Origin of the sequence: Glaciihabitans sp. GrIS 2.15, assembly GCF_035984695.1 — a bacterium.
Taxonomy (GTDB): domain Bacteria; phylum Actinomycetota; class Actinomycetes; order Actinomycetales; family Microbacteriaceae; genus Lacisediminihabitans.
On record NZ_JAXCHU010000011.1, the window covers coordinates 68,992 to 94,110 of the forward strand.

Annotated in this window: 25 protein-coding genes and 1 tRNA gene; 11 read left to right on the forward strand and 15 right to left on the reverse strand. The window is 64.8% G+C overall.

Features of this window, described 5'->3' with window-relative positions; genetic code table 11:
• The first annotated feature begins 13 nt into the window (after positions 1-13).
• The 3 genes from RCH11_RS14880 to RCH11_RS14890 all read left to right on the forward strand — a co-directional run bounded on the left by RCH11_RS14880 (position 14) and on the right by RCH11_RS14890 (position 3,265).
• Positions 14-898, forward strand: coding sequence for an ABC transporter ATP-binding protein (locus tag RCH11_RS14880; protein WP_327057840.1), 885 nt, complete (start codon positions 14-16; stop codon positions 896-898).
• The gene (locus RCH11_RS14885; protein ID WP_327057802.1) at positions 895-1,986 is read left to right on the forward strand and encodes an ABC transporter permease; all 1,092 of its coding nucleotides are present in this window, start codon (positions 895-897) and stop codon (positions 1,984-1,986) included. The genes RCH11_RS14880 and RCH11_RS14885 overlap by 4 nt, the downstream gene beginning before the upstream one ends.
• Positions 1,987-2,197: 211 nt before the next feature.
• Positions 2,198-3,265 (forward strand): threonine aldolase family protein, encoded by a 1,068-nt coding sequence (locus tag RCH11_RS14890; RefSeq protein WP_327057803.1) that lies wholly within the window; start codon positions 2,198-2,200, stop codon positions 3,263-3,265.
• Positions 3,266-3,529: 264 nt separating this feature from the next.
• Here the strand turns inward: RCH11_RS14890 and RCH11_RS14895 are convergent, their stop codons facing one another.
• From RCH11_RS14895 to dnaK, 8 genes are all read right to left on the reverse strand, one after another.
• Positions 3,530-4,579, reverse strand: coding sequence for a zinc-dependent alcohol dehydrogenase family protein (locus tag RCH11_RS14895; RefSeq protein WP_327057804.1), 1,050 nt, complete (start codon positions 4,577-4,579; stop codon positions 3,530-3,532).
• Between the two features lie 46 nt (positions 4,580-4,625).
• Positions 4,626-6,788, reverse strand: a complete 2,163-nt coding sequence (locus RCH11_RS14900) for an ATP-dependent Clp protease ATP-binding subunit (RefSeq protein ID WP_327057805.1) — start codon at positions 6,786-6,788, stop codon at positions 4,626-4,628.
• Between the two features lie 6 nt (positions 6,789-6,794).
• A complete protein-coding gene (locus RCH11_RS14905) occupies positions 6,795-7,967 on the reverse strand; it encodes a class I SAM-dependent methyltransferase (RefSeq protein WP_327057806.1) in 1,173 nt (390 codons plus the stop codon).
• Complete coding sequence (locus RCH11_RS14910; RefSeq protein WP_327057807.1) at positions 7,960-8,625, reverse strand: hypothetical protein; 666 nt, start codon at positions 8,623-8,625, stop codon at positions 7,960-7,962. Before RCH11_RS14910 ends, RCH11_RS14905 begins: the two co-directional genes overlap by 8 nt.
• A 10-nt stretch (positions 8,626-8,635) precedes the next feature.
• Complete coding sequence (locus tag RCH11_RS14915; protein ID WP_327057808.1) at positions 8,636-9,052, reverse strand: heat shock protein transcriptional repressor HspR; 417 nt, start codon at positions 9,050-9,052, stop codon at positions 8,636-8,638.
• Between the two features lie 16 nt (positions 9,053-9,068).
• Positions 9,069-10,049, reverse strand: coding sequence for a DnaJ C-terminal domain-containing protein (locus RCH11_RS14920; protein WP_327057809.1), 981 nt, complete (start codon positions 10,047-10,049; stop codon positions 9,069-9,071).
• 78 nt (positions 10,050-10,127) lie between these two features.
• Positions 10,128-10,721, reverse strand: coding sequence for a nucleotide exchange factor GrpE (locus RCH11_RS14925; protein ID WP_327057810.1), 594 nt, complete (start codon positions 10,719-10,721; stop codon positions 10,128-10,130).
• Positions 10,722-10,726: 5 nt separating this feature from the next.
• Complete coding sequence (dnaK, locus tag RCH11_RS14930) at positions 10,727-12,652, reverse strand: molecular chaperone DnaK (RefSeq protein ID WP_327057811.1); 1,926 nt, start codon at positions 12,650-12,652, stop codon at positions 10,727-10,729.
• Between the two features lie 302 nt (positions 12,653-12,954).
• Here dnaK and RCH11_RS14935 point away from each other — a divergent pair, with 302 nt between their 5' ends.
• The 5 genes from RCH11_RS14935 to RCH11_RS18230 all read left to right on the forward strand — a co-directional run bounded on the left by RCH11_RS14935 (position 12,955) and on the right by RCH11_RS18230 (position 17,254).
• Positions 12,955-13,779 (forward strand): serine protein kinase RIO, encoded by an 825-nt coding sequence (locus RCH11_RS14935; protein WP_327057812.1) that lies wholly within the window; start codon positions 12,955-12,957, stop codon positions 13,777-13,779.
• An 86-nt stretch (positions 13,780-13,865) separates the two neighbouring features.
• On the forward strand, positions 13,866-15,299 hold the full coding sequence (locus RCH11_RS14940; protein ID WP_327057813.1) for an MFS transporter: 1,434 nt from the start codon (positions 13,866-13,868) through the stop codon (positions 15,297-15,299).
• Positions 15,300-15,331: 32 nt separating this feature from the next.
• Positions 15,332-16,123 (forward strand): isocitrate lyase/PEP mutase family protein, encoded by a 792-nt coding sequence (locus tag RCH11_RS14945; protein ID WP_327057814.1) that lies wholly within the window; start codon positions 15,332-15,334, stop codon positions 16,121-16,123.
• Positions 16,124-16,304: 181 nt separating this feature from the next.
• The gene (locus RCH11_RS14950; protein WP_327057815.1) at positions 16,305-16,760 is read left to right on the forward strand and encodes a MarR family winged helix-turn-helix transcriptional regulator; all 456 of its coding nucleotides are present in this window, start codon (positions 16,305-16,307) and stop codon (positions 16,758-16,760) included.
• A 167-nt stretch (positions 16,761-16,927) separates the two neighbouring features.
• Positions 16,928-17,254 (forward strand): PadR family transcriptional regulator, encoded by a 327-nt coding sequence (locus RCH11_RS18230; RefSeq protein ID WP_442789056.1) that lies wholly within the window; start codon positions 16,928-16,930, stop codon positions 17,252-17,254.
• 17 nt (positions 17,255-17,271) lie between these two features.
• Here the strand turns inward: RCH11_RS18230 and RCH11_RS18235 are convergent, their stop codons facing one another.
• From RCH11_RS18235 to RCH11_RS14975, 6 genes are all read right to left on the reverse strand, one after another.
• On the reverse strand, positions 17,272-17,385 hold the full coding sequence (locus RCH11_RS18235; RefSeq protein WP_442789057.1) for a LacI family DNA-binding transcriptional regulator: 114 nt from the start codon (positions 17,383-17,385) through the stop codon (positions 17,272-17,274).
• Positions 17,386-17,933: 548 nt separating this feature from the next.
• A complete protein-coding gene (locus RCH11_RS14955; protein WP_327057816.1) occupies positions 17,934-18,875 on the reverse strand; it encodes a prenyltransferase in 942 nt (313 codons plus the stop codon).
• A gap of 10 nt (positions 18,876-18,885) precedes the next feature.
• Positions 18,886-19,197, reverse strand: coding sequence for a lycopene cyclase domain-containing protein (locus RCH11_RS14960; protein ID WP_327057817.1), 312 nt, complete (start codon positions 19,195-19,197; stop codon positions 18,886-18,888).
• On the reverse strand, positions 19,194-19,559 hold the full coding sequence (locus tag RCH11_RS14965; protein ID WP_327057818.1) for a lycopene cyclase domain-containing protein: 366 nt from the start codon (positions 19,557-19,559) through the stop codon (positions 19,194-19,196). The genes RCH11_RS14960 and RCH11_RS14965 overlap by 4 nt, the downstream gene beginning before the upstream one ends.
• Positions 19,559-21,121, reverse strand: coding sequence for a phytoene desaturase family protein (crtI, locus tag RCH11_RS14970; protein WP_327057819.1), 1,563 nt, complete (start codon positions 21,119-21,121; stop codon positions 19,559-19,561). The genes RCH11_RS14965 and crtI overlap by 1 nt, the downstream gene beginning before the upstream one ends.
• Positions 21,118-22,050, reverse strand: a complete 933-nt coding sequence (locus tag RCH11_RS14975; RefSeq protein WP_327057820.1) for a phytoene/squalene synthase family protein — start codon at positions 22,048-22,050, stop codon at positions 21,118-21,120. The genes crtI and RCH11_RS14975 overlap by 4 nt, the downstream gene beginning before the upstream one ends.
• Positions 22,051-22,182: 132 nt before the next feature.
• Between RCH11_RS14975 and idi the strand changes: the two genes are divergently transcribed.
• A complete protein-coding gene (gene idi, locus RCH11_RS14980) occupies positions 22,183-22,725 on the forward strand; it encodes an isopentenyl-diphosphate Delta-isomerase (RefSeq protein WP_327057821.1) in 543 nt (180 codons plus the stop codon).
• Positions 22,726-22,783: 58 nt separating this feature from the next.
• Here the strand turns inward: idi and dcd are convergent, their stop codons facing one another.
• A complete protein-coding gene (gene dcd / locus RCH11_RS14985; RefSeq protein ID WP_327057822.1) occupies positions 22,784-23,383 on the reverse strand; it encodes a dCTP deaminase in 600 nt (199 codons plus the stop codon).
• 58 nt (positions 23,384-23,441) lie between these two features.
• Here dcd and RCH11_RS14990 point away from each other — a divergent pair.
• Together RCH11_RS14990 and RCH11_RS14995 are read left to right on the forward strand one after the other, a co-directional pair.
• A tRNA-Gly gene (locus tag RCH11_RS14990) sits at positions 23,442-23,512 on the forward strand.
• A gap of 219 nt (positions 23,513-23,731) precedes the next feature.
• Entirely contained in the window at positions 23,732-24,859 is a 1,128-nt protein-coding gene (locus tag RCH11_RS14995) for a tyrosine-type recombinase/integrase (RefSeq protein WP_327057823.1), read from the forward strand.
• Positions 24,860-25,119: the final 260 nt, after the last annotated feature.

Here is a 25,119-nt window from a genome sequence, read left to right on the forward strand (position 1 = left end):
AGACGGGAGCATGATGCTGCAGGTCGACAGCGTGACCAAAACTTACGGTGGCCGCGTCGCGTTAAGCGAAGTGAGCTTCAACGTGGGGGACGGCCGCATCACCGGGTTCGTCGGAGCGAATGGTGCGGGCAAGACCACGACGATGCGCATCATCCTGGGAGTGTTGTCTGCCGACTCCGGCACTGTCCGGCTCGGGGGTGCGGCTCTCACCAGTGATGATCGGCGGATTTTCGGCTACATGCCCGAGGAGCGCGGCCTGTATCCCAAGATGAAGGTGGCCGAGCAGATCACCTACTTCGGTCGACTGCACGGCATGACCGTACGGGATGCCACAGCGAGCACATCGAGCCTGCTCGAGCGCCTCGACCTCGCCGCTCGCTCGAACGACACGGTCGACAGCCTCTCACTCGGCAACCAGCAACGGGCGCAGATCGCCGCCGCCCTTGTGCACAAGCCCGAGGTGCTTGTGCTCGACGAGCCCTTTTCGGGGCTTGATCCGCTCGGAGTGGATGCCGTGCTTACGGTATTGCGGGAGGCCGCCTCCGATGGCGCCCCTGTACTGTTCTCGAGCCACCAGCTCGATCTGGTTGAGCGCCTCTGCGACGACCTGGTGATCATTGCGAACGGCGAGATTCGGGCGAGCGGCTCACGCGAACAGCTGCGACGCCAACACGGTCACGACCGCTATGAACTCGACGTCGACGGGGATCTCGGCTGGCTTCGCCAGGTTCCTGGTGTGACCGTCGTCGACTTCGACGGTGGCCACGCCCTCTTCGAAACAGCGGATGCTGCGGTCGCCCAGTCCGTTCTGAAGCGCGCCGTCGCCGATGGCGCCGTGCAGCGATTCGCCCCGCAACATCCGTCCCTCGCCCAGATATTCCGGGAGGTCATCCAGTGAGCACCGTTGCCCCCACTTTCCTGCAGAGCACTCTTCTCGTGTCGAACCGCGAGATCACGATGCGGCTGCGCAGCAAGGCCTTTCTCATCTCTACCGGCATCCTGCTCCTGGCGGCGCTGGCCTCGATCGTGATCGGCAGCGTCGTGAGCGCCAACGCCGAGCCGACGAAGGTCGCCGTGCAGCGCTCGGTGATCAACGCCCTGCCGGAACTGCGACAGTTCGCGGTGACCGATGTGAATACTCGCGCCGAGGCGGAAAAGCTGGTGCGCTCGGGGGCCGTCGAGGCAGCAATCGTATCGAACTCGAAGGTCTCCAAACTCGGAATAACCGTGATCGGGCTCAGCTCGCCCCCCAGTGAGGTGATCGCTGCTGTGAGCGTCGCACCAGACCTGCAGCTGCTCGATACCTCCAAGAAAAATCCCTTGCTCACCTACCTTGTTGCCCTTGGTTTCGGACTGGTGTTCTTCATGTCTGCAGTAACTTTCGGCTCCACTATCGCGCAGAGCGTCGTGGAGGAGAAGTCCACCCGCGTGGTCGAGATCCTCATGTCGACGATCCCGGTGCGCACGCTCCTCGCCGGCAAGATTCTTGGCAACAGCATCCTCGCCTTCGCACAGATTGCCCTGATCGCCATCCTTGCCGGGGTCGGGTTACTCGTCACCGGCCAGGCCACTCTGCTCGGCACGCTCGGTCCTTCGATCATCTGGTTCATTGTGTTCTTCACCTTCGGGTTCATCCTGCTCGCTGCCCTGTTCGCCGCGGCAGCATCCCTCGTCTCCCGCCAGGAGGACATGCCATCGGTCACCACCCCGGTCACGATGCTCGTGATGGTGCCGTACGTGCTGGTGATCCTCTTCAACGACAACCCGATCGTGCTCGGCATCATGTCCTATGTGCCGTTCTCGGCGCCGGTGGGTATGCCGATGCGGATCTTCCTTGGGACGGCCCAGTGGTGGGAGCCGCTGCTCTCTCTTTCAATACTTCTCGTGTCGACGGCCTTTGTGATTGTTCTCGGATCCCGCATCTACGAGAACTCGCTCCTGCGCATGGGCGGCCGGGTGAAGCTGCGCGAGGCGCTGGCCCGCTGACCGTGGTGGTGGTCGCGTGGTGGTCGCATGGTGGTCGCGTGGTGGTCGCGTGGTGGTCGCGCGCGTGAATCCCGCATCCATGCTGGCGTTCGTCAGCCATGCGCCCCAACGTCGGGCCGCATCGCTGACGAATCGGCACGCGATCGGCTGCTCGCACGATTGCGAGCAGCGCGGGCGGGGTCGAGCAGCCCGGAAATGGCAGACTGGTCACATGACCCAGCTCCACGACACGAATTATCGCGGTTTCGCTTCCGACAACTATGCGGGGGCCCACCCCGAGGTGCTCGCCGCGATTGCCGACGCCAACGGCGGCCACCAAATTGCCTACGGCGAGGACGTCTACACTGCCCGCCTCCAGGAGGTCATGAAGGAGCACTTTGGCGAGCAGGCCGAGGCATTTCCCGTCTTCAACGGAACCGGCGCGAATGTCACAGCGCTGACATCCGTCCTCCCGCGCTGGGGTGCCGTCATCGCAACCTCCACCGCGCACATCCACACTGACGAGAACGGCGCCCCCGAGAGGATCAGCGGCCTCAAGCTGCTCACCGTGCCCACCCCCGACGGCAAGCTCACCCCCGAGCTGATCGACCGAGAAGCCTGGGGTTGGGGGGACGAGCACCGCGCCCAGCCGCTGGCCGTCAGCATCACTCAGACCACCGAACTCGGCACCCTCTACTCCGTCGATGAGGTGCGGGCGATCGCGGAGCACGTGCATTCGAAGGGCATGGTGCTGCACCTGGACGGCGCGCGCATCTCGAATGCGGCGGCGGCGCTGCAGGTGCCGCTTCGCGAGTTCACGACGGATGCTGGCGTCGACATCCTGAGCTTCGGAGGCACCAAGAACGGGCTGCTCTACGGCGAGGCGATCGTGGTGTTGAACCCGGATGTCTCGGACGGGCTCATCTTCCTCCGCAAGCTCAACATGCAGCTCGCGTCGAAGATGCGTTTCGTGTCGGCACAGCTCATTGCCCTGCTCAGCAACGACCTCTACCGCCGCTCGGCGAACCACGCCAACGCCATGGCAGGACACCTACGACGCTGTCTCGAGGATGCGATCGGTGACGGTCGCATCATGAACCTCACCTTCAGCCAGGAGACGACCGCGAACGCGGTGTTCGCCGTGCTCCCGAACGAGTCATCCGACCGGCTCAAGGAGAAGTTCCGCTTCTACGACTGGGACCGTGCGGCGAGCGAGGTGCGCTGGATGACCGCGTTTGACACGACGGAGGCCGACGTGGATGCGTTCGTCGCCGCAATCGTGGAGGAACTGGGCCGCTAGCCCTCGCACCGCCCGCCGGTCCACTCCTGCGCCGGTCCACTTCAGCCGGTCCACTTCAGCCGGTCCACTTCCGCCGGTCCACTTCCGCCGGTCCACTCCCGCCCATCCACCTCCCGTTTTTCTCATCACCCCGGTGTGCAAACAGGGAGGTGGTCGGAAAAACGGGAGATGGTCGGGAGGGCGCCGGGGGATGCACGAGAGCACGGGAGGGGATGCACGGGAGGGCAGGAGGGTGCGGGCGGGCGGGCCGCCGCGCGGGGAGGCCTACGGTCGCAGGAGCACCTTCACTGCACGACGGTCATCCATCGCGTCGTAGGCCTCTGCGACCTCCGAGAGCGGCAGCTCGAGGTCGAAGACGCGTCCGGGAGTGATGGCACCCGAGAGCACCTCCGGCAGCAGCTCCTCGATATAGTTGCGCACCGGCGCCACACCGCCGGCGACGCCGATATTGGTACCAAAAAGCGAGCGAATCGGCAACTCAGAGCCACCATTCGGCACGCCCACGTAACCGATCCTCCCGCCGGGACGAGCGGAGCGGATGGCCTGGTCCATCGATTCCTTCGTGCCAACACACTCGAGAACCCGGTCGGCCCCCACGCCGCCGAGTAGTTCCTTGACACGGGCCACTCCCTCGTCGCCACGATCCTCGACGATGTCGGTGGCACCGAATTCGGTGGCGAGCGCTTGCCGGTCGGCGTGCCGGGACATGGCAATGATGCGGGTGGCCCCGAGTCGCTTGGCCGCGATGATCGCGCAGAGTCCAACCGCGCCGTCCCCGACGACCACGACAGAGTCGCCGGTCGTAACTCCCGCCGAGAAGGCGGCGTGATGTCCGGTGCCCATCACGTCGGCGAGGGACAGAAGTCCGGGGATCTGCTCCGCAGTGGGCTGTTCCGGCGTGGCGACAAGCGTGCCGTCGGCATTCGGCACTCTCACGAACTCTCCCTGTGCACCATCGACAAAGCTGCCGCTGCGGTCATCCGCTCCCCACCAGCCGCCGGCCAGGCAGGAGGTGCTCACGCCGTTCAGACAGTTCACACAGGTCATGTCGCAGTGGTAGAAGGGGGCGATCACGAAGTCGCCGACGCGGATCTTCGACACCGCGTCGCCGGTCTCCGTCACAATGCCCACGAACTCGTGCCCAATGCGGTGTGGATGCTTAGTGGGGGTCACTCCCCGGTAGGGCCAGAGGTCCGATCCGCACACGCAGGTCGCCACGACCTTGACGATGGCATCGGTTCCGGTGGTGAGCTGGGGGTCGGCCACATCTTCGAGGCGGATGTCCCGCTCGCCGTGGATCAGTGTTGCGCGCATGATTCAAGCCTATTTGGATGTCGAGGGGCCGACGACCGACGAGGCGCTATTCGGCGGGTACCTCCCCTTTGCGGATGCTGAGCGTGTCATTGTCGGAGTCGAGGTCCACGATCACGATGTCACCATCGCGGATCTCCCCGCTGAGCAGCGCCGTAGCGAGCTTGTCGTCGATCTCGTGCTGCATCAGTCGGCGCAGCGGTCGCGCGCCATAGATCGGATCGTAGCCGCGCTCGGCGAGCCAGCTGCGGGCATCCGGGGTGACCGCGAGGTCGAGCCGGCGATCCTGGAGACGTCGGGTGAGCCGGTCGATGTAGAGCTCGACAATCTGGGCGAGGTCGTCCTTCGACAGGGCACTGAAGATCACGATGTCATCGAGACGGTTCAGAAATTCCGGTTTGAAGGCCTGCCGCACCATCGCGTTGACGGCATCCTCTTTCGCATCAGCGCTGAGCGTCTGGTCCACCAGGTACTGGCTACCGAGATTCGAGGTCAGGATGATGATGACGTTACGGAAGTCCACGGTGCGCCCCTGGCCATCGGTGAGCCGACCGTCGTCGAGCACCTGCAGCAGCACGTCGAAGACGCCGCTGTGTGCCTTCTCCACCTCGTCGAGGAGCACGACCGAATAGGGGCGGCGACGCACCGCCTCGGTGAGCTGGCCACCCTGTTCGTAGCCGATATACCCGGGGGGAGCACCGAGGAGGCGGGCGACCGAGTGGCGCTCGCTGTACTCGCTCATATCGATACGCACCATTGCCTTCTCATCGTCGAAGAGAAACTCGGCGAGCGCCTTCGCGAGCTCGGTCTTGCCGACCCCGGTGGGACCAAGAAAGAGGAACGAGCCGGTGGGCCGATCGGAGTCCGCGATTCCCGCGCGGGATCGGCGCACGGCATCCGCGACCGCCCGGACAGCGGGCTTCTGGCCGACCAGGCGCTTGCCGAGCTCATTTTCGAGGTTGAGCAGCTTGTCGGTCTCGCCCTGCATCAGGCGACCTACCGGGATGCCGGTCCAGGCGGCCACGACGGCCGCGATGTCCTCCTCGGTCACCTGCTCGTTCACCATGCGGGGACCGGTGGTCTCCACGGATTCCGCCGCGGCGATATCGCGCTCAATCTTCTTGATCACCTCGTAGTCGAGCCGGGAGGCGTCTTCGTACCGGCCCTCTCGCATCGCGCGATCAAGTTCGATACGCGCGTCATTGAGGCGCATCCGCAGGTCCCCGACGCCCTGGAGGGAGGCCTTCTCCGCGGTCCAGCGTGCGTTGAGACCGTCAAGCTTCTTCTGCATCTCGCTCATCTCGTTGCGCAGCTTCTCCAGCCGCGCCTTCGAGGCGGCGTCCTTCTCTTTCTTGAGGGCGAGCTCCTCGAGCTTCATCCGGTCGATCGCGCGCTTGAGCTGGTCGATCTCCACCGGAGACGAGTCGATCTCCATCTTCAGTCGGCTAGCCGCCTCATCCACGAGGTCGATTGCCTTGTCAGGTAGCTGACGTCCGCTGATGTAGCGGTTGCTGAGGGATGCGGCGGCCACGAGCGCGGTGTCGGCGATGGCCACTTTGTGGTGAGCCTCATACCGTTCCTTGAGCCCGCGCAGGATGGCGATGGTGTCTTCGACCGAAGGCTCGCCAACAAACACCTGCTGGAAGCGGCGCTCGAGCGCGGCATCCTTCTCGATGTATTCGCGGTATTCATCCAGCGTGGTGGCACCGATGAGTCGCAGTTCACCCCTGGCCAGCATTGGCTTCAGCATGTTGGATGCCGCGACAGATCCCTCCCCGCCGCCGGCCCCCATGAGCGTGTGCAACTCGTCGACGAAGGTGATGATCTCGCCATCGGCGTCGTTGATCTCCTTGAGCACGGCCTTGAGCCGCTCCTCGAACTCCCCGCGGTACTTAGCGCCCGCCACGAGTGCGGCGAGGTCGAGGGAGACGAGCCTTTTGCCCTTGAGGGAGTCCGCCACGTCGCCGGCAACGATGCGCTGGGCGAGCCCCTCGACGACGGCGGTCTTGCCAACGCCGGGCGCTCCGATGAGAACGGGGTTGTTCTTGGTGCGACGGGTGAGCACCTGGCTCACGCGACGGATCTCGGCGTCTCGACCGATCACCGGGTCGAGTTTGCCGGTGCGCGCGATCGCGGTGAGGTCGACGCCGTATTTCTCGAGTGCGGTCTGCTGGTCTTCGTCGGTGGCGGGGGCACCCTGCAGGTTGGCCATGTCGTGTTACCTTTCCACGCGCGAATCGGACCGATTCGCGTTATTCTGAGCGGCAATTGCGGTCACGCGTCGACGTGACGATGTGACCGTGAACTTGTTATTGCGCACCACTTCACGGGTGGAGCCAATCACCGACTCGAGAGTCGGCCGATAGGCGAGGTGCGAGTTGTAGACGGTCCAGAGTTCGCCTCCGGGGCGCAGCACGCGTGCCGCATCCCGGAACATGCGGTCGGCGAGGCCGGTGTGCACCGTCGCTCCGACATGGAACGGCGGGTTGAGCATGATGAGGTCGGCGCTCGCGTCGGGCTGGCTCTTCAGGCCGTCGTCCCGCACGACGGAAACGCGGTCGGCGAGGTCGTTGGCGTGCATGGTGGCACGGGAGGATGCCACGGCCGCGGCCGACTGGTCGGTGGCGATGACGGAGATTCCGGGCCGAGCCCGTGCGAGCGCGGCTGCGAGGATGCCGGTGCCGCTACCCAGATCAATGGCAGTTGCCGCGTCCGCGAGGGCGCCATCGAGCACGGAGATGAGCAGCCGGGTGCCGAGATCGAGTTTCGCGCCGGCGAAGACAGCGCCATGGGCGCACACCCAGAGCCCGAGCTCGTCGTTGAACTCGCGCACCGGGAAGTCGCGGGCCGCGGGGAGCGGCTCCCGAGCGATCAGCACGCGCGACTTCTGGCGCGCGAGCGAGACATCCAGTCTGCCGAAGTGTTTCGTGAGCACCCCGTTCATGGTGAGCGAGAGGTGTTTGATGCGTCCGCCGGCGAAGACGACAACACCGGGATCGGCCCACCGGGCGATCTCGCCCGCGATCTCGCCGAGCTCGGCGAGCGAGCGCGGCATCTGCAACAGCACGACCGTCGCTCCCGAAAGCAGCTCCCGGCCAAGTGGAAGGCTCTTCAGCTCGGCGGTGACTCCGCGGGCGTTGGCCGAGAGCGCGGCTTCGCTCACGAGCGCATCCTGGAACACCCGCACCCCGGTGGCTCCGAGGTTTGCAGCGGCACCGATCGCGAGCGCACCGTAGTGGTCGTTGATCACCACGACCGTGCCGGGGCCGGCGGACATGACGGCGTCGGATGCCTCATCGAGAATGAGCCGATCACTGGCATCGACCGCGAACAGGTTGGGAGCCTCGACGTCGGGCCAGCGACGAAGCCTGTCGAGATCGACGTCAGGCACGGGGCACGAGCGGAACGAAACCAGAAGAGGGATCAGTCACCGTGGCAGGGCGCATTGCGTGCGCCATCCACCACCAGGAGAGCCAGCCGAGCACGGCGTTACTCGCGAGCCCGACGACGGCTGAGACGATCAGTGCGACGACGAGCCCCGAACCCCAGGACGGGGAGTCCCACCGGAATCCACTCAGGGCGAGATTAAGGAAAGTGTCGAGGATGCCGTACACGATCCACGAGGCGACGACGGCGATGCCGGCGCCAGCCCAGGTCACCGCCCACGGTCGGCGCACCCGGTGCGCCGCAAGCACGCGGCCGCTCACTACGATCGCAACGACCATCAGCACGATACCCACGATCACGATCGCCACCAGTGGCGCAACCCACGCAGTGATGTCGAGGCCGGAGACGAACTGTTCAAAACCAGCATTCTCTCGAGTGCCTGATCCGCTGGCTGCCCGCACGATCAGAGCGAAGAATGCGACGATCAGCGCGAGGCCGACCGCAAGCGAGGCCATCGCATAGCCGAGCCCAAGCAACAGGAAGCCCACCGCTCCGGCGATCGCGGCGCCACGCTTTGCTCGGGCAGTGAGCGGGGGTCGCACCGCTCGAGGGGCGTACGGCTGTGCGATGTAACCGGGAGCCGGGGGTGGGAAGTCAGTCATGGTCAGTGTCTCAATCGTGGTCGAGTGGTCGCCAGACCACCAGTTGCGTGTTGCGCTGGGCGCGGGTTCCGGCCCGCAGCGAGACCACCTCGCCGGTTCCTCCGCCCGCGAAAACGCGGTTACCCGGACGGGAGAGCAGCTCGTCAGCGAGCGCGTGTTCCAGTTCGCGCACGCGCTGGGCGAGCGCCGCCACCTGGTTTTCGAGTTGCAGGATGCGCTTGATGCCCTCGAGGCTTACCCCCTCGGTTCCGAGCCGGGCGATCTCGCGCAGCTGCATGACATCCCGCATCGAATATCGCCGGGACTGCCCGGAGGTGCGCTGCGGAATCACCAGTTCGAGGCGGTCGTACTGGCGCAACGTCTGCGGATGCATCCCCGCGAGTTCGGCCGCGATCGCGATCGCGAATACCGGATCGGTCGCTTCCATTGCTGTGTCTCTCCGCTCAGGCCCGCGACTTGGCGATCAGGTCGGCGCGGGGGTTCTCGTCGGGCTGCAGGGAGGCGAACCTCTCGAGGGCCTCGCGAGCATCCGTTGTGAGGTGCGAGGGCACGGCCACCTGCACGGTCGCCAACAGGTCGCCGACGCCCTTGTCGGTACTGACACCGCGACCTTTCACGCGCAGCACGCGCCCGGATGGGGTGCCCGCCGCGACTCGCAACTTCACGGGCTCGCCGCCGAGGGTGGGAACCTCGATGGTCGCGCCGAGCGTCGCCTCGGTGAAGGTGACCGGCACATCCACGCGCAGGTTGAGTCCGTCGCGTTCGAACACCGGATGCCGACGCACAGTCACGGTGAGGGTCAGGTCACCGGCGGGCCCGCCGTCGAAACTCTGCTCGCCTTTGCCCTTGAGACGGATCTTCTGCCCGTCGCTCACGCCGGCCGGGATCTTCACACTGATCGGCTTGCCCTCCGCGGGCTGCAGCTTCACGGTATCGCCGTTGATGGCGGTGAGGAAGTCGAGAGTGGTGCCCGCGGTCTGGTCTCGGCCCTTCGTGGGGCCGCCGGCTCCGCGGAAGCCGCCGGAGGACTGGCCGAACCCGCCCTGGCCGAACATTCCACTGAAGATGTCGTCGAAACCACCCGAGCGCTGCCCCCCGCGCTGGCCACCCTGGCCGAACATTCCGCCGAACACATCCTCGAAGCCGGCACTCTGGCCGGGAGCTCCGGAAGTGAAGCGCGCACGGCCGGGGCCCATGGCCCGCATCTGGTCGTATTCTTTTCGCTGCTCAGCGTCCACGAGTACGGAGTTCGCCTCGCTGATCTCCTTGAACTTCGACTCGGCCGCAGCGTTACCGGGGTTGGAATCCGGATGGTACTTGCGCGCGAGCTTGCGATAGGCCTTCTTGAGGTCTGCCGCAGAAACATCCTTGGAGACGCCGAGGACGGCGTAGAAATCTTTGTCGAACCAATCCTGGCTGGCCACAGGCGCCTCCTTTCTTACTCAGTCGGTGATCGAGTGGCATGGTCGGTCACGATCATGCCACTCGATCGGTAACTGGTTCTATTCTGCGGGAACCGCGACCGCGACCTTTGCCGGACGTAGCAAGCGTTCACCGAGCTTGTAGCCCGGAGCGATTACATCGGCGACGGTATTGACCGTCACTCCCGGTGTCGGCAACTGCACGAGCGCCTCGTGCTGGTGAGGGTCGAATACATCGCCCTTCTCCCCCACGACGGTGAGCCCGAATTTCTCCAGACTCGCGCGCAGCTTGGCCACGATCACCACCATCGGTCCCTCGGCAAGGTCGCCATGCGCCTCCGCGAGCGAAAGGTCGTCGAACACGGGAAGCAGCGACTTCACCACCTCGGCGATATTCGCCTCCCGGTTCGCTTCCCGATCGCGCTCGACACGCTTTCGGTAGTTGGCAAACTCCGCCTGCACCCGCTTGAGATCTCCCAGGATCTCAGCGGCAGGGTCCTTGGGTGCCTGGCTGTTCGCCGCGGCAGCGGAATCTCCGGCCAGGAAGGCGAGATCGTCGTCGCTGAACGACGTCTCGACATCCGGTCCTTCGAATCCCTCCGACGAGGCGCCGTTATCCGGCTCCTCCGGATCGCCCTTGCCCTTGCCCGGCTTCGGATTCTTGTTGGCTGCCATCAGCGCTACTTCTTGCCCCGTGGCTTGTCAGAACCCGGCTTGTCAGAACCCGCCTTACCGGTGTCGGGCTTGTCGCTGGCTTCCGGCTCGTCTTCGACGACTTCGGCATCCACGATGTCCTCGTCGTCCGCCGCCGGTGCCTGCTCGCCTTCGGCAGCGCCCTCGGCCGATGCTGCGGCCTGCTCCTGGGAGTAAATCGCCTCGCCGAGCTTCTGCTGGCTCTCGGTCAGCTTGTCGAAGGCGGTCTTCACTGCCGCCTCGTCGTCTCCGGCGAGGGCGCTCTTGAGGGCGTCGACATCGCCCTGCACATCTGACTTCACATCATCCGGAAGCTTTTCGGCGTTGTCCTTGATGAGCTTGTCGGTGGAGTACGCGAGCTGCTCGGCGGTGTTACGAGTTTCGGCGGTCGCGCGGCGTGCCTTATCTTCCGCGGCGTGCTCCTCCGCCTCGCGCACCATGCGCTCGATGTCGTCCTTCGACAGCGACGAGCCGCCGGTGATCGTCATCGACTGCTCCTTGCCGGTGCCCTTGTCCTTGGCGGACACATGCACGATGCCGTTGGCGTCGATGTCGAAGGTCACCTCGACCTGCGGGATGCCACGGGGAGCCGGGGCGATGCCCTGAAGCTCGAAGGTTCCGAGGTTTTTATTGTCGCGGGTGAACTCGCGCTCGCCCTGGAACACTTGGATCGCGACAGACGGCTGGTTGTCATCTGCGGTGGTGAAGGTCTCGCTGCGCTTGGTTGGGATGGCCGTGTTGCGCTCGATGAGCTTGGTCATGATGCCACCCTTGGTCTCGATTCCGAGGCTAAGGGGGGTGACGTCGATGAGCAGAACGTCCTTGCGCTCACCCTTCAGCACGCCAGCCTGGAGAGCGGCGCCAACGGCGACGACCTCGTCCGGGTTGACGCCCTTGTTCGGGTCCTTGCCACCGGTGAGCTTCTTCACGAGTTCCACGACGGCGGGCATTCGGGTCGATCCACCGACCAGCACGACGTGCGCGACATCCGCGACCTTGATCCCGGCCTCTTTGATGACGTCGGTAAAGGGCTTGCGAGTGCGCTCGAGCAGGTCAGCGGTGAGCTCTTCAAACTTGGCGCGGGTGAGCGTTTCGTCGAGGTTGGCCGGGCCGTTCTCCGTGAGCGAGAGGTATGGCAGCTGGATCGACGTGCTCATGGAGCTCGAGAGCTCCTTCTTTGCCTGCTCCGAGGCCTCCTTGAGGCGCTGCTTCGCGATCTTGTCGCCGGAGACGTCGACACCGGTCGAGTCCTTGAAGCGCTTGATCAGGTAGTCGACGACACGCTGGTCCCAGTCGTCTCCACCGAGGCGGTTGTCGCCGGAGGTGGAGCGCACCTGAATGGTGGAGAAGTCGTCGTCCTTGCCCACTTCGAGCAGCGAGACATCGAAGGTTCCACCACCGAGGTCGAAGACCAGGATGAGCTCGTCTTCCTTTCCCTTGTCAAGACCGTAGGCGAGGGCGGCCGCGGTGGGCTCGTTGATGATGCGAAGTACGTTGAGTCCGGCGATTTCGCCAGCTTCCTTCGTGGCCTGGCGCTCGGCGTCGTTGAAGTAGGCGGGCACCGTGACCACGGCATCAGTCACTGTTTCGCCGAGGTACTGCTCCGCGTCGCGCTTGAGCTTGGCGAGGATGCGGGCCGAGATCTCCTGCGGGGTGTACTTCTTGCCGTCGATGTCGACGGTCCAGTCGGTGCCCATGTGGCGCTTGACCGACGAGATGGTGCGGTCAACGTTGGTGACGTTTTGGCGCTTCGCGGTCTCACCGACGAGCACCTCGCCATCCTTGGTGAAGGCGACGACGGACGGTGTCGTTCGGAATCCCTCGGCGTTGGTGATGACGGTGGGTTCTCCACCCTCGAGGACTGAGACGACGGAGTTCGTGGTTCCGAGGTCGATACCTACTGCTCGAGCCATATGCTCTTTCTCCTTGTTTATGCGGTTGTGCGTGAGGTCTGCGCTGAGACTTGAGTCTCGCTATGTCAATTTTGAGACCAGCGGATGCTGTTGTCAAGTCGAGAGTCGAAAACTTGAGTCGATCTGACTCAACTGTCAGTTTCACGCAATCTACGGCATGCTGGCATCCTGCGTTAGCACCGGAGATACGAAAGGAGGAGCTGCCATGACCACGTTCAGTGTTCCCTGCCATGTTCCCCTTTCCCTCGAGGTCACCGCCTAACCTCCCCCTCCGGTGGCCTCCTTCTCGCAGGAGTCTTCTCGTGTCATCTGACATACCGGCATTTCCCGTCCCCTCGTTCTCCGAACTCGAGCCGGGTGACGGCCAACGATGGTCCACCTGGTTCTCCACAGTTCCCAGCCAACGCGGCCCGCGGCCCTTTCCCGACTGGGTCGTCACCGATGCCGGCGCCTTCGACACCGAGCTCGGCGTCGTGAAGGGCGGCAAGGAGGCGGATGTCTTTCTGATCGAGCGAGCGGTTCCGGGCTCGGCGCGCTCCAGCATCCTCGCCGCCAAGCGGTATCGCGGCCCCGAGACCAGCGACTTTCACCGCTCGTCCCAGTACCAGGAGGGGCATGGAATGCGGCGTTCCCGCGACACCCGGGCGGTGGCTCGCGGATCGGCCTACGGGCGCTCGGTCGCGGCAGGGGCCTGGGCGAACGCGGAGTTTGAGGCACTCTGCACCATGTACGAGCGCGGAATCGCCGTGCCATACCCGGTGCAGGTGTCCGGCACGGAGCTGCTCATGGAATTCGTTGGCGACGGCATGACGGCGGCCCCGCGCCTGGCCCAGGTGCGGGCATCCGCTCCCCAGATCGCGGACTATTTCGCCCAGGTACGACACATCCTGCTCGGCTTCGCGCGCGCCGGCACCGCACACGGCGACCTCTCGCCCTATAACCTGCTGGTGCATGACGGGAGAGTGGTGGCCATCGATCTGCCGCAGCTCGTGGAGGTGGCGAGCAACCCCAACGGAATTAGCCTGCTCCAGCGGGACTGCGTCAACGTGTGCAATTGGTTCGTTCGCCAGGGATTCGACTGCGACGCCGAGGCACTGTTCGCGGAGGCGGTCGGGGAGCTGTACTGATCCGTGGCTTCCTGTCGCGCGGGAGCCGCTCGGCACTGCGCCCGACACGAGACAGAAAATTCGTCCGCGGCCACTAGCCTGTGCACATGACGGACAGCGCTCCTCCTCCCACGGTTCCGAAGCCTGCTCCCACCGGTACCGTGGCCGTGGCGGGCCTCGACCTGCAGGAGGGAAAGAAGATACCTCGCGGTTGGGTCGTAGCCTGGGCCTTCTGGGATTGGGGCGGAGCCGCCTTCAACGCCGTCATCACGACCTTCGTCTTTACGGTGTACCTCACCTCGAGCTACTTCGTGGATCCCGCGATCGTCGCTGCCCGCGACGCGGAATCCTCGCCAACCGGAGCCGCCCACCGGGCGTTCACCGCGGCCGGCGCATCCCTCACCGCCAGCCTCGGCTTCGGCCTCGCGATTGCCGGCATCATCGTGGCCCTGATCGCGCCGGTACTCGGGCAGCGGACGGATGCCTCGGGCCGCCGCAAACTCTGGCTGGCCATCAACACCGGGGTGGTCGTCGTGATGACTGCCCTCATGTTCTTCGTCGAGGGGAAGCCCACGTTTTTCCTACTCGGGGTCGGACTCGTCTCGGTTGGCACCATCTTCTACGAGATCGCCACCGTGAACTATAACGCGATGCTCATCCAGGTATCCACGCCGAGGACCATCGGCAAGGTGTCGGGGCTCGGCTGGGGCGCCGGCTACCTCGGCGGCATCGTGCTGTTGCTTTTCGTGCTGCTCGGCCTCGTGGGGTTGACCGCCGACTCTGGCGGGTTCCTCGGCGTTCCGCACGACGATGGCCTCAACATCCGAATCATCGCGGTGATCGCGGCGCTCTGGACGCTCGCCTTCTCTCTTCCCATCCTGTTCACCGTGCCGGAGATCAGCGTCGAGAACCGCCGGGTACGGGTCGGGTTCTTCCAGTCCTATGTTGTGCTGTTCCGCGACATCGCGAACCTCTGGCGCGAGAGCCGCAACACCGTACTCTTTCTCATCTCCAGCGCCCTCTTCCGCGACGGCCTGGTCGGGGTATTCACCTTCGGCGGCATTCTTGCCCAGGGCACCTTCGGATTCTCCAGCAGCCAGGTCATCATCTTCGCGGTCGCCGCCAACGTCGTCGCCGGTCTGAGCACCCTGATTTCCGGCCTGTTCGACGATCGGTTCGGCGCCAAGCCGGTGATCGTGGTGTCGCTCGTCGGATTGATCATCGCCGGGCTCGGCGTCTTCTTCGCGCATGACCTCGGGTCGAATGCATTCTGGGTTGGCGGCCTCATCCTCTGCCTCTTCGTTGGCCCGGCGCAGTCCGCGAGTCGCACCTTCCTCGCCCGGGTCACCCCGGCCGGACGCGAGGGTGAGGTGTTCGGCCTCTATGCCACCACGGGTCGCGCGGTGAGTTTCCTCGCGCCGCTTCTGTTCTCCACCTTCGTCGCCGTCGCCGGTGCCCAGTACTGGGGCATCCTCGGGATCGTGATCGTGCTGTTCGTTGGTCTCGTGTTGCTGATCCCGGTGAAGGCTCGGTCGAACTAGCGACCACAGCGCGCGCATGACAGGCTGATGCAATGATGTCCACTGCCGACAAAGCTGCCCTGCTCACCTCCCTCCACACCCCCGGTACTCCGCTCATCGTCGTAAACATCTGGGATGCCGTCACCGCCCGGATCGTCGCCGAGGCAAAGGGGGTTACGGCTCTCGCCACGGCCAGCCACGCCGTCAGCTTCGCCCACGGGGTGCCCGATAATGAGGGCCTCACGGTGCAACAGGCCCTCGAGGCCGCGCGCATCATCACCGGAGCCGTGAGGATCCCGGTCTCGGTCGATTTTGAAAAAGGCTATGCAGCGGATTCCGCGGGCGTTCGTGACAACGTGGCGCGGTTGATCGAGGCGGGGGCCGCTGGCCTCAACATCGAGGACTCGCTGCAGGCGGCATCCGGTCCCCTGCGCGATCTCGAGAGCTCGGTGGCTCGCATCGCCGCCGCCCGGGCCGCCGCCGACGCCGCCGGCGTGCCGCTCGCGATCAACGCCCGCGTCGATGCGCTGGTGAGCAACCCGGCCGACTGGGCCGGAGCCATGGAGCGCGCCAACCGCTACCTGGATGCCGGCGCCACGAGCATCTTCATGCTTCGGCTGCCCACCGAGGGGCTCGTCGAGCGGGCCATCCGCGATATCCACGGCCCGGTGTCGGTGATCTCCAACCCCACCTCGGTGTCGCTGAAGAAGCTCGCCGAGCTTGGCATCGCCCGGGTGAGTTTCGGACCGGGCGTGCTCGGTCTTACCCTCGCCCACCTGAAGAAGGCCGCGATCACCCTCACCGCGCTCGGTGACTACCCCGAGGAACTCGGCTTTGAGTACTGAGGCCCACTGATCGGAAGATGCGCGAGCCGGTGGTCGAGTTCGGTGCGCCGCGCGCGGATCGAGACCCGTGCCACGGCCAGGCGAGGCACATTGCTGCGCGCGCACGCTGCTCCGCCCTACACGACTCCCCGGCGAGCTCCGCTTCGCCCACTGGAGGGCCACTGCCCGCTACCCTGTGCTCATGACCGATCAGCGCCCTATCGGCTTCTGGCTCAAGCTCGTCGACCGCCTGATCGACGAACGGTTCGCCAACACCCTCGAGGAGCACGGTGTGACCCGCCGTCAGTGGCAGTTGCTTAACGTGCTCTCCCGTGGGAATGCGACCGGCGCGCAACTGGATGCGACACTCGCGCCTTTTCTCTCGACGATCGATGACGAGACCGTCAAGGAGCATCTCGCCGAGCTCGTGGGCAGCGGATGGGTCCTACTCTCGCCATCGGGTTACTCCCTCACCGACCCCGGTCGTGCCGCCCTCGCGGCCCTCGCCTCCACCGTCGACAAGACCAGGGTGATCACCGCTGACGGCATCTCCGAGCAGCAGTACGCCCAGACTCTTCAGACTCTTGAGCGGATGGCGCGCAACCTTGGGTGGACCGATCCGACCCCCGCACCCCCAGTACCGCCGCCGGTCGAATAGGTCACTCAGCGACCCGCGCCGGTCGAACAGGTCGCTCTGGCGACCGGAGCTGCCCTACCCACGGCGCTCGACGCCCGTCAAGGAGGGTCGACGCCCATTCTGTCAAGTAGGACTTTACGTACATACTCCGTATCCCATATGCTCGCCCCAGGACTCTCCACCAGGCGATCCTCGGCCTCCTCTCCGCAGCCCCGAGCACCGGCTACGACCTCAAGGCGCACTTCAACGGAAGTATCCGCCAGTTCTGGATGACTGACCAAGCCCAGATCTACCGCCTTCTCGCCAAGCTGGCGCAGGACGACCTGGTTACCATCGAGGTCATCTCCCAGTCCGACCTCCGCGATCGCAAGGTGCATCACCTCACCCAGGCGGCGCCGCCGAGCTCGATCGCTGGCTCGCGTCGCCGCTCGACGCGCACTCCGTGCGGGAGCCGTTCCTGCTGCGGCTGTTCTTCGCCAGACGCCTCGGCCCCGCGGATATCACCGAACTCCTAGATGCGCGCGCCACTGCGTCAGAACAGCAGTTCACAGCGCTCAGCCCCGGGACGACGAAAGACCCGCGAGACAGTCGCGATCGACGCTCCGGCATGGGCGGCAACGTCATAGACCGTGGCGGTCTTTCGCATTAGACCCCCTCAAGATGGTCGTACATCAAGAAACTCAACTTCATCCGACCGGCGAGTGTTGCTCAACCCCCAGTGTTTTTGCTGCGTAGTCAGCGCTGACGCGCGCGGTGTGCCAACAGTGCCGGTCGGATACCGGACCATGCGGCGATTCGTCAGCTATGCCGTCCTTCGTTCGGGCACATTGCTGACGATCGGGCGCGCGGTTCGCGTCGAAGGCTGCGCAGGGGGCGGCCCGAGTGTCGCGGCGGGGGAAACGCCAGCTCCCGGAGGGAGTAGAACCTCGCGGCGGGAGTTACGACTCCCGCCGCGAGGAGTTTTCCCCGCCGCGAGCACTCGCGGACCCCGGTGCGACCGCGGAACCCGCGCGCACTCGCGCCCCCAGGTTCCCCGCCACAAGCACTCGCGGTCGCCCGGTGCGACCGCGCCCGGGAGTGCCCCGCCGCGCGCACGCGCCCGCCCGGTGCGACCGCGGACCCCGCGCCCCCGTGCCCCGCACCCCCACGCGCGCCTGCGTCACCACGCCTGCTGGCAACGCGCTCCGAACCCACCTAGTGACAGCCGACGAAGTCCCGCGACTGCCCTATCCCGGCCTCCACAATCGGCAGGGGAATGCTCGATCCCGAATCGGCGGCGGTGCCGCCGACACAGCCCACGGTGAGGATCCCGTACCAGCTCAGGAGCATCGTGACGAGAAATCCGACCGCGAAATTGATGGCGAGGAACCGCCTCCAGCCCCGGTTCGCGGTCTGGGCGTCGGCATCCGTGATGTTCCAGAACGGCATCACAGTCACCGCATACGGCAGCACCAGTATCGCCGCGAACGGTCCGGGGAAATGCGTGAAGAGGAGCAGGATACCCCCCAGCAAATAGGCAGAAAAGGCCAGGCGCACCGTAGCGCGGCCGCCGATCACGGTAGCGATGGACGAGATTCCGCCGTCGCGGTCGGCCACGATGTCTTGCACGGCCCCGAACGCGTGGGAGGCGATACCCCAGAGAAAGAACGCCGCGAGCAAAGCCCACAGCGCGGGCGTGAACATCACCGCCGCGAGTACGAAACCATAGATGGCCGGCGACACGAAATGGGTGCTCGACGTGAGCGAGTCGATGAAGGGCCGCTCTTTGAACCGCAGGCCGGGGGCGGAGTAGGCAATCACCGCGAAGACACTGATGGCGAGGACCACCCACGACAGCGGATTTCCCACCGCGATGAGGAAAACGAGGAATGGCACATTGAGAATCAACGCCGCACGCAGAGTGAGTCGATGCACACTCGGATCGAGAAGTGCGCCCTCGACCCCGCCCTTGCGCGGATTGCGCAGATCGGACTCGTAGTCGAACACGTCGTTGATGCCATACATTGCGAGGTTGTACGGGATGAGGAAGTAGATGGTGCCGACGATGAGGACCACATCGATCTGCCGGGTTGACATGAAGTAGGCCGCCGCGAAGGGGAAGGCGGTGTTCACCCAGCTCAGTGGCCGGGATGACACGAACAGGCTCCTAAGATTCCTCACGAGACCTCCCGGGCAGCAGCAGCCACACGGACGGAAGCAGTACTGCGGCGGCCACCGCGTATGCGAAATCCTCCAGCGGCGCGATTCCGATGAACACCCCACTGATCTTCGCCGCGTGATAGCCGACCAGGCCGACCCCGATCATCACGTTGTCGAACACCGCCGTCACGAGCAGCAGGATGCCGAGGGCACCGACGATCGGCAGCCAGGGCATCGCACGGCGGGATTTGGCAAGCGCGAAGCATCCGGTCACCGCCACCGCGGCGAGGAAGATCACGTTGAGTTGCCAATAGTTCACCGGGCCGCTCCTCCGGTACCGCGCCTCGATACGGCGGCGGACGACCCGGTCGACCCGGACGACCACCGGGAGAGAAAGCCGAACAGGTTCATCGTGAGGTAGCAGAGCAGCGTGAGGAAGAAGAGCTCTTCCAACGGAAATTCGGGGGCCAGGACGAGGCCGGTCATGAACGAGGTCTCCCCGCGGAAGAAGATCCCGAGGCCGATTCCCGAGAGATCCCAGGCCACGAAGAAGACCAGCCCGGCGAGGAGCACGATCGCCGCCCGGCGGGCGTCGCGCCAGAAGAACAGACGGAATCGCCGGTCGAGCATCACCATGCCAGTGAGGGCCACGGCCAGCGATACCAGGTACAGCACCGCCATCAGGGGAGCGTGCGCTGAAGGGGCTCGGCGAGTGGTTCGGTCGAGCGGTCCCCGCGGATGCGCTTGAGAACAACCTCGGCGCTGATGAGGCACATCGGCAGTCCGATTCCGGGGATCGTGGAGCCGCCAGAGTAGAACAACCCCTCAACCTTTCTGCTCTTATTTCCCGACCGGAACATGGCGCTCTGCGCGAGCGTGTGTGCCGGACCGAGGGCGGTGCCCCGCCACGAGTTGAGGTCGCTCGCGAAGTCGCCGGGGCCGAGGGTGCGACGCAGCGTGATGCGCGATGCGAGGTCCGGAATGCCCGCCCAGACCGAGATCTGCGAGATCACCCGGTCGGCGAGGGTCTCAATGCGAGTGTCGCCATCGCCGTCCACATCACCCTTGCCGATCGTGGGGTCGGCGGGAATGGGTACCAGCACGAAGAGGTTCTCGTACCCGTCCGGGGCGGTGGAGCGATCGATACCGCTCGGCTTGCAGACGTAGATGGATGCCGGATCGGGAATAGACGGATTGTCACCGAAAATTTTATCGAACCCATCCTTCCAATCGCGGGCGAAGAAGAGGGTGTGGTGCTCGAGCTGGGGCAGCTCGCCCTTCACTCCCAGGTAGATGAGCAAAGCACTCGGTCCGGCTAATTTTCGATCCCAATACTCTTCCGGGAAGGTCTGCAACGCAGGCGGAAGCAGTGCCGTTTCAGTGTGGTGCAGGTCGGCGGCCGAGACCACGATGTCGGCCACGAGCGTGCGCGTCGTGCCAGCGGCATCCGTGTAGTCGACTCCGGTGACGACTCCGTCCCGCGAATTGATCGCCGTGACGGGTGAGTCGGTGATGATGGTCACGCCCTGAGCTTCGGCGAGCGCTTCGATCCGGGCGATGAGTTCGGTGAATCCACCCATCGGATACAGCACTCCCCCTTCAAGATCGAGGTGACTCATCAGGTGGTACATGCTCGGAGCGATATATGGCGATGAACCGAGGAAGACGGCCGGGTAGCCGAGGATCTGCTGCAGCCGCGCATCCTTCACCGTGCGTCGAACCAGTGTGGCGAGCGGGGTGAGCAACAGCGAGACCAGCCTGCCGGTGCGTGAGAGCACGTCCTTTCGCAAGAGCGGACGGATGTCGGCGAAGCTCGTGTAGAGGAATCGCTTCTTGGCGATCTCGTACACGTCGCGCGCGGAGTCGAGGTACTTCTCCATGCGGCGACGGGATCCCGGCTCGATCCGGTCGAACAGCTCGAGATTCTCCTCGCGGCTCGCGGTGATGTCGATCGGCTCAGCCACGCCCTCGAACAGCACCCGGTAACCGGGATCGAGAGTTACCAGCCGCAGTTGTTCCTCCGCGGTCGTCCCGAGGAGGCGGAAAAAGTGATCGAATACCTCCGGCATCAAGTACCAGCTGGGTCCGGTGTCGAATCGGAAGCCGTCGCGCTCCCAGGAGCCGACGCGACCGCCGACACTCGGACGGCCCTCGAGCACCGTCACCTCGTGTCCGTCTTTCGCGAGTAGTGCCGCGGACGCCAGTCCGGCGATTCCTCCGCCGATGACGACGATGTTGCTCATGATGCTGCTTTCGGTCTTGTCCTGCTGGTGATGGAGAGGGTGGATCGGGGGGTGCGACCGGCCAGAGCGCCAGCCGCGATGCGAAGCTTCACCGGGTTCGGCACGCGAACGCGGGTGTGCACGAGACGATCCGCCGGAGTCGCTCGCAGGCGCACGGCGAGTTCGGTGAAGAGTCCCTGGGCGAGGGCGACGGCCCGTCGCGAGGTGACCGGAAGCAGTGGCACCACCGACGCCGAGTCGCGCAGATCAGCGTCGATGTCGTCGAGTAGTCGGGTCTTGTCCGCTTCGCTGAATGTGTCGACACTCACGCCGGGAAAGTAGCTGCGACCGAGCGTCTCGAAGTCGGCTGACAGGTCCCGCAAAAAGTTGATCTTCTGGAACGCCGCGCCGAGCTTGCGAGCGCCGTGCTCGAACCGGGCGAGTTCCGGCGGCGAAACGGGCATCCCCTGCAGAAAGGTCCCGAGGCACATGAGGCCGACGACTTCCGCGGATCCGTAGACATAGGTTTCGAAACTTTGGTCGTCATGCTCGGTCTGCACCAGGTCCATGCGCATCGACTCGAAGAAGGGCTGGGTGAGCTCGCGGCCGAAGCCCGTTGCGCGAGCGCTTCGCGCAAAGGCGTGGATGACGAAGTTGGTGCTGTACCCCGAGTCGAGCGCCGCCTCGGTGTCGCGCTCGAAGTCGTTGAGCACCCGAGCCGCTTCGAGCGGATCGAGCTTGGCATCCGCTGCTCCCCCGTCCACAACCTCATCGGCCACCCGTACGAGCGCGTAGATGTTCTCGACGTGGCGGCGGATCGACGGCGCCAGGAGGCGGGAGGCCAGCCCGAAGGAGGTGGAATAGCGGCGGATGACGACGCTCGCCGTCTCCTCCGCGACCCGGTCGTACAGGGTGGAGTCGGTGGCAGGACGGTTGCTGTGGTTGGTCATTGTGCGGTCCTGCCCGGTGCAGCGGAGGTTAGGCTGGAGCGACGCTTCAGCACGGCCGCTTCCCGAGATTCGCTCCCTTTCACAGGAGTCCTCAGGTTCTGGCCGGTCACCTCTTCAGGGTAACGGACACACATGAAAAGCAGCACAGGGCCTGTGCACAGTCGTGCAGAGCTCGTCGTACTTCTGGATGACGCGGGCCAGCCCATCGGCGAGGCCGAGAAATTCTCCGTGCACGGTCTCTCCACCCCGCTCCATCTCGCATTCTCCTGCCACGTTTACGACTCAGAGGGGCGCGTGCTCGTCACCCGTCGCGCGCTGTCGAAGCTCACCTGGCCGGGTGTTTGGACAAACTCCTTCTGCGGGCATCCTTTTCCCGGCGAGTCGCTGACGGATGCCATCATCCGCCGAGCCGGGTTGGAACTCGGTATCACGGTGACCGACCTCGAGGTCGTACTGCCCGACTTCCGTTACCGCGCGGTCGACGCCTCAGGCATCGTAGAGAACGAGATCTGCCCGGTCTACCGCGCCGTGACGACGGATGTCGTGCAGCAGAACCCGGAAGAAGTCTCGGAGTTCGCCTGGCTCGACCCGCATGCGCTGCGACGGGCTGTTACCGCGGCCCCGTTCGCGTTCAGCCCGTGGCTTGGCTGGCAGCTGGAGCAGCTCGGCGCGTAGCCAGGACCCTGCTCGAGTAGCGCGCCCTTCTTCACAGCCGCGCCGGTCCAGTTCAAACTCAATCCAGCAGGCTCTCATCCCGCGAGATGTCGGTGCGGTGGAAGTTCTGGAAAGACCGCGAGGCCGTCGGTCCCCGCTGTCCCTGGTAGCGCGAAGCGTACTCGGCTGAGCCGTAGGGCTTCTCGGCCGGCGAAGACAATCGGATGAAGCAGAGCTGGCCGATCTTCATCCCAGGCCAGAGCTTGATCGGCAGGGTCGCGACGTTCGACAGCTCGAGCGTGACGTGCCCGCTGAATCCCGGGTCGACGAAACCGGCGGTGGAGTGCGTGAGAAGTCCGAGCCGACCGAGCGAGCTCTTACCTTCGAGCCGGGCCGCGACGTCATCCGGTAGCGTCACGAGCTCGTAAGTCGAGCCGAGCACGAACTCCCCCGGGTGCAGGATGAACGGCTGGTCGGGTGCCGCTTCGACGAGCCGGGTGAGGTCGGGCTGGTCGACGGCCGGGTCGATAAACGGATACTTGTGGTTGTCGAACAGCCGGAAGAAACGGTCAAGCCTCACGTCGATGCTCGACGGCTGGATCATCGCCGGTTCGTAGGGCTCAAGCCCGATGCGTCCGGAGTCGAGTTCAGCCTTGATATCGCGATCCGAGAGAAGCATGCACAGAGCATATCGAAACCGTCGTTGCTAGTATTCACAGGTGCCGTTCTGCGGCCACGCGAGCGTAGTTCAATGGCAGAACTCCTGCTTCCCAAGCAGGTAGTGCGGGTTCGATTCCCGTCGCTCGCTCTGAAATAGCCCCGAATTTCCGGTATTTTTGGCCCCAAATCGGGGCGTTTTTCACGCGTGCCTACATTTGCGCCTACATCGGCCCGTAGAGTGACGATCACCGACGTTCGGCTCTGTCGTTCGCGGTCCCATCATTGGACTTCCATGGCCTCCGTCACCTCCCGCAAGTTGCCCTCCGGAACGGTCCTGTGGAGGGTGCAATTCCGGATCGATGGTCAAATGAGCGAGGAGACATTCCGCACCTCGGAAGCTGCCGCGAGCTTCGGTGAGGCGGTAGACCGCAAGGGCGGGCAAGCCGCTCGCGAAGAGCGCGATCTGCGATCTCGTGCTGGCGCGGGCGGCGAAATGAAGCTTCGCGAATGGACCGAACGTTACTTGAATCCGGCGAACGGAATGCTCGGCGCAATTGGTTCCGGAACCATCGCGGACTATCAGGCAATTTCCAAGCGCAGCTTTCTGCCGTTCCTCGGCGACCTCCCTTTGAGCGCGATAGACCGAATTGAGGTCTCGAAGTGGGTCGCGTGGCAGGAACAGCAAACGATCGCCAGCGGGAAACGCCTGCTCGCCGCGAAGACCGTGTCGAACTACCACGGGCTGCTGTCGTCGATACTGGCGGCCGCGGTTGATCACGGTTTCGCCATGAAGAACAATGCGCATGGCGTGAAGCTCACCCGGGGCGTTCCGCGCGAAGCGGTTTTCCTTTCGGAACGCGAGGTGTCTGTTCTTGTGCAGTGCACCCCCGAGTTCTATCGACCGGTCGTGGTTTTCCTTGTTGCGACAGGCGCCCGTTGGGCAGAGGCAAGTTCGGCCGAGTGGGGCGATTTCAACTTCGAGGCGAAGCCGGTGACATGGAACGTGCGACGCGCCTGGAAACTGACCGCAGAGAAGAAGTGGGTCCTCGGGCCCCCTAAGACTGCAAAGGGACGCCGCACAATTGCGATCGATGAAGAGACGGTGGCAGCATTAGGTCCCCGTGGCCGTTCGAACGAGCGGATCTTCATTGGGCGGCGCGGCGCGGACAAATTATGGCATGGGCGCTTCTTGACGAGCACGTGGAACCCGAGTATCGCGCGAGCCCAGGACCCCGTCTATTGCGCTCGCCTTGGCCTGCAACCGATATTCCAGAACCCAACGCCACACGACCTTCGACACACCCATGCCTCACTCGCGATCGAGAACGGTGTCTCCATGGTCGAACTTCAACGTCGACTCGGTCATTCGACCATCACTGTGACGCTGGACCGATACACGCACCTTTCACCAGGGCATGGTGAAAAGACTGCGGCCACCTTCGGTCGCATCATGAAGGGGATCCTGGGTACGGACACTGGCGGGGCGACGGAGTAGTCCCAGAAGGGCGACTGCTCCCCCGTTGCAAGTTGCTTATGATCTTGTGGTCTGACTTCGTCTCGCTGCTCTTCCGCGGGCGGCGATCCGCTTCATCTCGCGGTCGGCCATCGAATCGCCGAAGAAACTTGCTGCCGAGGCTGCGGAGCCTTTGGAAGCTACGTCAGCGATCTCGGCCCATGTCGCGCCCGCATGCCTCGCGGCGTGAACGGCATGCACTTGGTGCCGCTCAGCCTTTTCCCGCTTGACGGTCGCCTTCG